Consider the following 8,974-nt stretch of genomic DNA (forward strand, 5'->3'; position numbering starts at 1 on the left):
CGCCAGGAGACCACGCAGGAGCCGCACCAGCCGCGACCACACCGCGCCCATAATTTCGCATAATCGATATTATGTTATCAGGCCCGGCACCACCCAGACTTCGCTCGATTTACCCAACCACCCCGGACATGAGCTGCCCAGCTCGCCGTCTTGCGGCCACGGGAAACGGTGCCCCCCCCCCAGCTACGCGGCCTGCGTCGGCACCTCCAACGTCAACGGCAACATCCAGAACGCCATCGACCGTCGACCCGACTCGGTCACCCAGGCAGCACAGTCGACTTCTAGGCCCCAGCGCGCCGGCGCAGCGCGGAATCTCGATCTGGTCGGTGCGCCGGGCTGCGCTCACGCATAACCGTACCCAAAGGTCCGCACTCGGACTCACCATCCCGATGATTTCGCCCCGAATGCGTTCGCCCCGAATGCGCGGGCGACACGCCCTTAACTGGCGATGGATCGCCGGGTGGCCGGCCGATCACTCCAGGCTCCGCAGGCAGCGGATACCGATTCGTTACGCGTCACGGCCCGTACCGATCCTTACCCTCCGCATTGCCAACGCCGAACAAAACTTCGCATAATGTTTCCAGGTCGACCGCGTTGATGGCGAGCATCCGGCCTAGGTTGCAGCACCATCGGCGACTGCCGCAGCACGATCAGCAGACAGGGTGACGATATGACCGGAGAACACCCGATCCGGGTCCGACTCGAGCAGGACGAGGACTATGCTTTCCGTGTGGAGTTCGACGAGGCCGGGCTGGATGCCCTGCTTGTCGACGAACAACCCCCGCTCGGCGAAGGACGCGGCCCCAACCCTGCCCGCCTGTTGCTCACCGGCATCGCCCATTGCCTCGCCGCAAGCCTGCTGTTCTCGCTGCGCAAGTACGGCAATGGGCCAGACAAGTTGCGCGGGGAAATCAGCGCCACCCTGATCCGAAACGCCCAAGGGCGCTGGCGTATCCCCCGCATTTCGGCGGAACTCTATTTGCCGGATGGCAACGAGCAGTACCTCCATCTCGAACGGATTCTGCAGCAGTTCGAGGAGTTCTGCATCGTCACTCAAAGCGTTCGCCAAGGCATCAACGTCGACGTCACCGTGTACGATGCGCATCGTCATCGCCTGCTCGGCGACAAGAGTTTCGAGGCCGGCTCATGAGCGACGCTGCGACGATCGCCTGTCCGCATTGCCACGCGCTGAACCGCGTTCCGCGTTCGCGTCTGCGCGACGCGCCCGGGTGCGGCCGCTGCCATAAACCGCTGTTCGCAGGCCAACCGGTCGCGCTCGATCCGCACAGTTTCGCCGTGCACGCCGAGCGGAGCGATTTGCCCTTGCTGGTCGACTTTTGGGCCCCGTGGTGCGGCCCGTGCCGGGCAATGGCGCCCCAGTTCGAGGCCGCTGCGGCGCAGCTCGAGCCCATGCTGCGCCTGGCCAAGATCGACACCGAGGCGCAGCCGGGCCTCGGTGCGAGCCACGCGGTGCGCAGCATCCCTACCCTGGCGCTGTTCCACCATGGAAAGGAACTTGCCCGGCGCTCGGGCGCGGTGTCGACCGCCGACATCGTACGCTGGGCGAGCGCCGAACTCGCCCGCGGCATGTCGCGATGAAGACCGACGCCGGAAAGGGCCGCGTGCGCTGCATTGGCGGACGCATGCTTGAGACACGCATGCTTGAGAACAGCCCGGCGCGCTGACGAACGGCCTCCCGAACGAATCCCTACCGGCTGGAGCGATCTTCGCCTGCGTTGACCCGGATCAATTCGCCCGCGCCGAGAAAACGGCACGATCGCAGCGACGACGGGAGGTGCATCGATGATGACACTGCCGCAACTGCAATCCTTCCTGCTGCTCGGTGCCTCGCTCAACTACGCGATATTGCTGCTCGGCTTCTTGGCCTGGGTGCTGATCGGCGACGCCCTTTGCCGCTTGCACGCGCGTTGGTTCACACTGGATCGCGCCCAGATTCATCAGGCGGCCTATTTGCTCTTCGGCGCATACAAGCTGGCGATCTGGCTGTTCTTCATCGTCCCTTGGCTGACCTTGTACCTGCTGCGCCAGGGCTGAGGTTCGCCCGCCTCGACCGGCGGTCTGATTTGTCCCAGCCGCCCGCCACCGCGAACGTTGAGGCCTCCTGCAGAGTCGGTACCGCTGCGAATCGCCGATGGCGACCTTTATGTCCGAACTCATCGATCGCGCACTGCAACTGCTCTACTTCATGGCCCCGGCCTATGTCGCCAACATGGCGCCGCCTTTCGTGCGCTACTGGCGGGGCTGGAATCGACCGATCCACGCGCCGAGCCTGGGCGAGCACAAGACCGTGCTCGGCTTCGCGTTCGGGGTACTGGCCGCGGTACCCATCGCGGCCGTGCAGAAAGCGCTCGCCCTTCCCGCTCCTCTCGTCGACTACACGCACTGGCCCTGGATCGGACTGGGCTTCGGTATCGGCGCGATGATCGGGGACTGCGTCAAGAGCTATTTCAAGCGGCGACGGAAGATCGCTCCCGGTGCGCCTTGGATACCGTTCGACCAGTTGGACTTCGTGCTGGGATCGCTGTTGCTGGTCGGCCCGTTCGCCGCATTGTCGGTCGCAGACGCGGTCTTCCTTCTGGCGATCTCGCTGATCGGCGACATTCTCGTCAACCGGATCGCTTTTCGGTTGGGCATCAAGACCAGTCCCTGGTGAACCGCGCCAGAAACTGGACGAAGCGGAACCGGGACAGGTCCGAGATGCCTACTTTGGCAGAGCCCTTTCCCGGCCCGCGGGTTTTCGCCGCTGGGGACGCGGCGCTCCGCCCGCTACAGGGACAGTTCGTAGATCACCTGGCTGGCGTCGTCGGGATCGACCCGGCTCTGGAAACCCAAATAGCGCGCCAGATCCCGCATCTGCACATTCTCGGCGGAATCGATCGAGCTCATGCGTCGGATTCCGCGAGCGCGGGCGACCTCGATCAAGTGGCGCATCAGCAGTGTGCCCAACCCCTTGTGCTGCCATGCGTCGCTGACTGTCACCGCGCATTCGCATTGCGTGCCTTCCTGATCGGTGCTGTAGCGGCTGACGCCGACGATGCGGTCGTGGCCGTCTTCGGCGACCACCGCAACGAAAGCGACTTCGTGCACGTAATCGACGTGGGTAAACCGCTCGAGCATCGCGTCGCTGGGGCATTTGACCTGCCCCAGAAAACGATAGCGCCTGGCCTCGGCGGACAATCCCTCGATGAACGCGCGCTCGGCCTCCTTGTCCTGCGGCAGGATCGGACGGATCAGAACATGGCTGCGATCGCGCAGCGTCTCCGACCAACGCGGATACTCCGGCCCGGCGGAAGGGGTGAACAGCAAAGGACCATGGCTCATGACGATTCTCCTGCGGTCGTGTCCGTCAAGCTAGACCCGGTGTTTCGCCGGCCGCTTGATCCAGGTCAAGCAGCGACCGGTCGGTTGCCGCCGCGCCTTGACCCGGGTCAAGCTCCACATCGATCGCCGATCCACACTGACGTCGCCGCCGGCGATTCGCGCCGGCCGGCATCGCCAATCAGGAGACGCGCCATGGCACTGCCCACCACTTGGAATCCGGTCGGCCCGCTCGCCCGGATCGATCCCTTCTTCGACGAATGGCTCAACGGACTCGGCGTCCGTCCCGCCCTGGCCAAGGAGTACGAGCGGGCGATGGAAATGCGCCTGGACGTGCGCGAGGACGAGGACCATTACAGCGTCCTCATCGACCTGCCCGGCGTCAAGAAAACCGACATCGACGTGTCCGTCGAAGGCCACCAGGTCAGCATCCGGGCGGAAGTGAACCGCGACAAGTCGGACAAAAAGGGCAAGCAGATCCATAGCGAGCGCTTCAGCGGCCAAGCGTATCGCTCGTTCCGACTGCCGCTGGAAATCGACGGCGAAAAGGCGACGGCGGCCTACGACGGCGGCGTGCTGAGCCTCAATCTGCCCAAGAAGAACGCAGCGTCCGGCAAGCGGATCTCGGTCGGCTGAACGCCGGATGCCGACGGGCCAAGCCGGGGGCGGCGAGCGCAACGCCGCTGCCGGCCCGGCGCCCGCACCGATGCGAACGGACCCGCCGCCGAGCCTGCCGTATCGCCGGATCCGTTCTGCAACGGCGCGATTTCGCTCCTGCGCCTAAAGGTCGCGGCAACGCTGATAGCGCCCCTCGCGATCGCGCAGTTGTTCCCAGCCGTTGTCGAGCCGCTTCATGGCCAACTGGCCGATGCAGGCCAGGCCGTACTGCCGCGCCGGCGCCGAGCCGTGCGCCGGCAGGCCGATCACGCTCGGCGACGGATGCGGCCGTCCCAGGCCGCGGGCCAGCACCATCGAGGCGTTGTAGTCGGTGTTCTCGCAAACCTGGCGCAGCCACGGCTGTGCCGGGTGGTGTTCGGTCAAGCGCTTGCAGTCCACCGGCCGGTAGCTGACCGTGATGGCGCGTGCCGGCGCCGCGGGACGCGGTTTCGGCGCGGACACGTGCAATTGCGCCGTCGCCAGCGCCGGCCACAAGGCCAAGACCAAGATCGGAATTCGCATCCCTGCCCCCTCAGGCGTTCTCCATCGGACCTACCGTTCCGGCGCGAGCATCCAGCCTACGACGGCGCTCGCATCTCACCGGTGCCGCGCCGTCAACGGCATTCGGCCTTGCCCGGCTGAATGCGGAATTTCTGCGGCCCCGGCATGGTCGACTTCTCGTAGATCACCTTCACCAGCACCGAACAGGTCTGCGACGACACGCGATAGCCGCCCTGGGCCCGCTCGATGCGCTCGATCGGCGCCTGCTTCAACGCTGCGGCCACGTCCTGGCTGCCGGTGACGGCCTGGATTTCGCGGCTGCTTTGCCAAAACGGCGGCAGCGCGGCCCAGGCCGGCACCGCCGAGGCCAGCAGTAGGGTCGCGATCGCCAGGCGATGAATCGTCGTGCTGCGCATGGCCCTGTCCCTCCGCCGGGCGTCGTCGTGCGCCCTCGCCCGCCGATCCTAGCGCGCTTGCGCACGCTTTGCTGCGCGCACCGCGATCCAGGATGAGCAATCGGTCGCATTCGGTCCGGCCCCGACGCAACGAGGCTGCCACATCGGCTCGCTACGGTGACGTTTCCCCCAGCCCTACGTGCCGAGCCGCCGCCATGCACGATCGCGACGATACCGCCCTGCCCCGCCGCCGTTTTCTAGGTCAAAGCGCCGCTGCCCTCGGGTGGGGCGCCGCTCGTCTCGCCCTGCCCACCCTGGCCGCGCCGGCGGTGATCGCATCGGAGACAGCGCGGCCGCGCCTGGATTACGGCATCCAATTCGGCGATGTCGGCGCACAAGGAGCCACTGTCTGGGCACGCAGCGACCGTGTTTCGCGCATGTGGGTGGAGATCGACCGCGACGAACGCTTCCGCCGCCCACTGCGCCTGTGCGGTCCTTGGGCCACCGCGGGCAGCGACTTCACCGCCCGCCTGGACCTGCCCTTGCGGCCCGACGGTGCCGCACGCCATGTGCGGGTCGCGTTCGAGGACGCCGATAGCGGCTTGCGCAGCGCATGGAGCGAAGGCCGTTTGCGCGCCGCGCCGGATCGTTCGCGGCCGGTGCGATTCGTATGGGGCGGCGACGTCGCCGGCCAGGGCTGGGGCATCAATCCGGAGATCGGCGGCATGCGCATCTTCGAGGCCATGCGCCGGCGGGACCCCGACTTCTTCCTGCACTCCGGCGACAGCGTCTATGCCGACGGGCCGATCGCCGCCGAGCAGGCCGCCGAAGACGGGCGGATCTGGCGCAACCTGGTCGCCGAAGGCGTGCATAAGGTCGCCGAAACCTTGGACGAGTACCGCGGCCGCTACCGTTACAACCTGCGCGATGCGCACCTGCGCCGATTCGCCGCGCAGGTGCCGCAGCTGTGGCAGTGGGACGATCACGAAGTGGTCAACAACTGGTCGCCGGGCAAGGATCTGAACGCCGATCCGCGTTATGCGGTGAAGGATGTCGACCTGCTGGTGCGGCGTGCGCGCCAGGCCTTTCTCGAGTACTCGCCGCAGCGTCGGCTGCGCGATGCTGCGGCGACGCGGATCGACCGGGTCGTGCACTACGGCCCGCTGCTGGACGTGTTCATGCTCGACATGCGCAGCTATCGCGGCCCCAATACGCACAATCTGCAGACTGCGCCGGATGCCGATACCGTCTTCCTCGGCCGTCGCCAACTGCGCGAACTGATCCACAACCTGCGCCGCTCGCGCGCGACCTGGAAGATCGTCGCCGCCGATATGCCGCTGGGCCTGCAGGTGCCGGACGGCAGCGACACCGCCGGTCGCAAGCGCTGGGAAGCGGTCGCCAATGCCGATCCGGGTCTGCCGCGCGGGCGCGAGCTGGAGTTCGCCGAATTGCTGCGGGCGATCCGCGACGTACCCAACGTGGTCTGGCTGACCGCCGACGTGCATTACTGCGCCGCGCACTATTACGACCCGAACCGGGCGGCATTCCAGGATTTCGCGCCGTTCTGGGAGTTCGTCGCCGGGCCGCTCAATGCCGGTTCGTTCGGGCCGAACGCGTTGGATGCGACTTTCGGCCCGCAGGTGGTGTTCCAGAAGGCGCCGCCGCATGCCAACGCCTCGCCGCTGGCGGGCTATCAGTTCTTCGGCGAGGTCAATATCGATCCGTTGACCCGCGAGTTGCGGGTGGACTTGCGCGATCTCGACGGGCGCAGCGTGTATGCCAAGAGCTTGGCGGCGGCTTGAGGGTTAGCGGCTTGGGGAACTGGCGGCGCAACGGCCGCTGGGTTGCAGGTCGCGGCGTAGCGACCGGGACGGGACGCGGTCGCGGCTCGTGCCGCTCCTACTCCCTGAAACCGGATTCGCTGGGGCTCAATGCTTGAGATCCAGCCTGGCGGTCTTGTCGCGGTAGCTGCGCTTGGGATCGGCGCCGAGCAGCAGCTTCACCCCGGCCAGCAGGCTGTTCTCGTTGAGCCAGACTTCGGCCTGGTCCGGATCAAACCGCAGCAGGGCGAGCTTGGGATCGTCCTTGCCGCCCTCGTACCAGGCGGCGATGAAGGGATTCCACAGCCGCTCGATCACCGCACGGTCGAGCCGGCGATGCAGTTGACCGGTCACGGTCGCGAACAGTGCATGGTCTTTCGAGGCCAGGGTCATCACCGCCGCAGCCGAGTCGCCGTCCTGGGCCTGCACCAGCCCGTTGTCGGTCGCGGTGAAAAACCATATCGGCCCGTGCGCGTGCTCGTACAGCGCGGTCATCGGCCGCGGCAAACCGAGGCGGCCGCCTGCGCTCTCCAAGCCCAGCATCACGGTGCGGTCGGACTCCAGTGCCTTCCAGAATTTCTGCTCGAGTTCCTGCGGGGTATGCGACATGTACGGTCTCCTGAACGCTGGGTCGAAGTCGAGCGATCGATAGCCGGTGGGCCGGGCAGCTCAACGTTTGCCGGCCGGGAGCGGGTCTTGGTCCGGGTCGTAAGCCGGCGGCGTATAGAAATTGACGGTCTTGAGCAGACTGCGGCCGGTATTGCGGATTTCGTGGCGCTCGCCGCGTTCGATCGCGATCAGGCTGCCGGCGCGCAAGGTCCGCCGCACGCCCTCGACGATCGCCACGCCGGTGCCGGACACGACGTACAGCCATTGGTCGGCGCCGCGATGGCGATTGTCCGGACCGCCCTCGCTGTCGCCGGGCGCGATCACCATCTCGGCGGCCTGGGCGCGGCGCAACGTGAACGCGACCCGAAACCCTTTGCCGAAGCGAAAATGCTTGTATTGCATCTGGGTTCTCCCTTGCGATGGCCACAGCCTCGCGGTTGCGGCGTTAAGCGCGCACAGCGGCGGCGTGAAGAAACCCGCATTCACGCCGCGACAACGAAGCGAGCCCAAGCATCGACCCACCCTCTACCCGGAATCGCAGCTTGCCTACCGCGCATCGATCCGCCGCCTCGCCCCAGCGCCTGCGCATCGGCTGCGCAGGCTGGTCGCTGCCGGCCGCATCCCGATCGCACTTCGGCGCCGGCGACAGCGTCCTGCAGCGCTACGCCAGCCGTTTCGATGCGGTCGAGATCAACTCCTCGTTCTATCGCCCGCACCGGCGTGCGACCTACGAACGCTGGGCGGCCAGCGTGCCCGACGGCTTCCGCTTCAGCGTGAAGCTGCCGCGCAGCATCACCCACGAGGCCGGCTTGCGCAGCGTCGGCGAACCGCTCGCCGAGTTCGTCGGCCAGGTCGAAGGGCTAGGCGCCAAGCTCGGCGTGCTGCTGGTGCAGTTGCCGCCGCGGCTGGCCTTCGATGCCGCGGTCGCGGCGCACTTCTTCGCCATGCTCGGCCGGCGCAGCGCTGCGCCGGCGGTGTGCGAGCCACGCCACCGCAGTTGGTTCGAACCGGCCGCGCAGGCGCTGCTGCAGCGGCACCGGATCGGCCGCGCCGGGGTAGATCCGGCGCTACCGCTCGCCGCCGCCGCGACGCCTGGCGCCGCTGGCGGCGTGCGCTACTGGCGCTGGCACGGCTCGCCGCAGGTCTACTACAGCGCCTACGGGTCGCAGCGCCTGCGGGCGATGGCGCAGGCGGCGCTGGCATCGTCCGGCGATGCCGAGGCCTGGTGCATCTTCGACAATACCGCGGCCGGACATGCGGTCGAGGACGCGCTCGCCCTGCAGGCGCTGTGTGCGGGTGCGGACTGAGCCGCGCGGGATCTAGCGCCGCAGCGTGTCCAACCGATCGGCTTCGGCCGCGGGTTTGTTGTGGCGCCTGCGCAGGATGCGCGGAAAGCGCACCGCAACGCCCGATTGGTGCCGGGACCTCGGCATCGTCCAGCCCCGAGTACGCCTCGGCCACCGGCGCCAACGCACCTTCGGCGACGCTGGGCATCTTGCGGGCGACCGTCGTGCGCAGGGTTTCGACCGTGCGCTCAGGCGTCGAGGGTCGCGCCGCCGTCGATGCGCAGATCGTGCAGGGTGATGTGGCGGGCACGGTCGGACAGCAGGAAGCAGACCGCTTCGGCGATGTCGTCGGGTTCGGCGATGCGCC

At 67.3% G+C, this 8,974-nt stretch carries 13 protein-coding genes; 7 read left to right on the forward strand and 6 right to left on the reverse strand.

Annotated features, from left to right (window positions below; translation table 11 throughout):
• The first annotated feature begins 670 nt into the window (after positions 1-670).
• The 4 genes from TX83_RS12730 to TX83_RS12745 all read left to right on the forward strand — a co-directional run bounded on the left by TX83_RS12730 (position 671) and on the right by TX83_RS12745 (position 2,674).
• Positions 671-1,150 carry an OsmC family protein gene (locus tag TX83_RS12730; protein WP_064748331.1) on the forward strand — a complete coding sequence of 160 codons (480 nt, stop codon included), beginning with the start codon at positions 671-673 and terminating at the stop codon, positions 1,148-1,150.
• Entirely contained in the window at positions 1,147-1,599 is a 453-nt protein-coding gene (gene trxC / locus TX83_RS12735) for a thioredoxin TrxC (RefSeq protein WP_064748333.1), read from the forward strand. Before TX83_RS12730 ends, trxC begins: the two co-directional genes overlap by 4 nt.
• Before the next feature lie 204 nt (positions 1,600-1,803).
• Positions 1,804-2,055 carry a DUF6868 family protein gene (locus TX83_RS12740; protein ID WP_064748334.1) on the forward strand — a complete coding sequence of 84 codons (252 nt, stop codon included), beginning with the start codon at positions 1,804-1,806 and terminating at the stop codon, positions 2,053-2,055.
• Positions 2,056-2,164: 109 nt separating this feature from the next.
• Positions 2,165-2,674 (forward strand): CDP-archaeol synthase, encoded by a 510-nt coding sequence (locus tag TX83_RS12745; protein WP_079248210.1) that lies wholly within the window; start codon positions 2,165-2,167, stop codon positions 2,672-2,674.
• 113 nt (positions 2,675-2,787) lie between these two features.
• Here the strand turns inward: TX83_RS12745 and TX83_RS12750 are convergent, their stop codons facing one another.
• Positions 2,788-3,342 (reverse strand): GNAT family N-acetyltransferase, encoded by a 555-nt coding sequence (locus tag TX83_RS12750; RefSeq protein WP_064748337.1) that lies wholly within the window; start codon positions 3,340-3,342, stop codon positions 2,788-2,790.
• 192 nt (positions 3,343-3,534) lie between these two features.
• On the opposite strand from TX83_RS12750, the gene TX83_RS23355 reads away from it, so the two are divergent.
• Positions 3,535-3,975 (forward strand): Hsp20/alpha crystallin family protein, encoded by a 441-nt coding sequence (locus TX83_RS23355; protein WP_064748338.1) that lies wholly within the window; start codon positions 3,535-3,537, stop codon positions 3,973-3,975.
• Positions 3,976-4,119: 144 nt separating this feature from the next.
• Here the strand turns inward: TX83_RS23355 and TX83_RS23900 are convergent, their stop codons facing one another.
• Positions 4,120-4,518, reverse strand: coding sequence for a hypothetical protein (locus tag TX83_RS23900; RefSeq protein ID WP_261370124.1), 399 nt, complete (start codon positions 4,516-4,518; stop codon positions 4,120-4,122).
• 92 nt (positions 4,519-4,610) lie between these two features.
• Positions 4,611-4,913 (reverse strand): hypothetical protein, encoded by a 303-nt coding sequence (locus tag TX83_RS12765; protein ID WP_064748340.1) that lies wholly within the window; start codon positions 4,911-4,913, stop codon positions 4,611-4,613.
• Positions 4,914-5,107: 194 nt separating this feature from the next.
• On the opposite strand from TX83_RS12765, the gene TX83_RS12770 reads away from it, so the two are divergent.
• Positions 5,108-6,694 carry an alkaline phosphatase D family protein gene (locus tag TX83_RS12770; RefSeq protein ID WP_064748341.1) on the forward strand — a complete coding sequence of 529 codons (1,587 nt, stop codon included), beginning with the start codon at positions 5,108-5,110 and terminating at the stop codon, positions 6,692-6,694.
• A gap of 126 nt (positions 6,695-6,820) precedes the next feature.
• On the opposite strand, the gene TX83_RS12775 is transcribed toward TX83_RS12770, so the two are convergent.
• Both TX83_RS12775 and TX83_RS12780 read right to left on the reverse strand, forming a co-directional pair.
• Positions 6,821-7,321, reverse strand: coding sequence for a pyridoxamine 5'-phosphate oxidase family protein (locus tag TX83_RS12775; protein ID WP_064748342.1), 501 nt, complete (start codon positions 7,319-7,321; stop codon positions 6,821-6,823).
• A 60-nt stretch (positions 7,322-7,381) separates the two neighbouring features.
• Positions 7,382-7,723: a cupin domain-containing protein gene (locus tag TX83_RS12780; protein WP_064748343.1), complete on the reverse strand. Its 342-nt coding sequence runs from the start codon at positions 7,721-7,723 to the stop codon at positions 7,382-7,384.
• Positions 7,724-7,863: 140 nt separating this feature from the next.
• Between TX83_RS12780 and TX83_RS12785 the strand changes: the two genes are divergently transcribed.
• Entirely contained in the window at positions 7,864-8,628 is a 765-nt protein-coding gene (locus TX83_RS12785) for a DUF72 domain-containing protein (RefSeq protein WP_064748344.1), read from the forward strand.
• Between the two features lie 227 nt (positions 8,629-8,855).
• On the opposite strand, the gene TX83_RS12790 is transcribed toward TX83_RS12785, so the two are convergent.
• A complete protein-coding gene (locus tag TX83_RS12790) occupies positions 8,856-8,969 on the reverse strand; it encodes an SDR family oxidoreductase (RefSeq protein WP_315851268.1) in 114 nt (37 codons plus the stop codon).
• Positions 8,970-8,974 lie beyond the last annotated feature (5 nt).

The sequence above is a fragment of the Lysobacter antibioticus HS124 genome, from assembly GCF_000336385.2.
Classification (GTDB): Bacteria; Pseudomonadota; Gammaproteobacteria; order Xanthomonadales; family Xanthomonadaceae; genus Lysobacter; species Lysobacter firmicutimachus.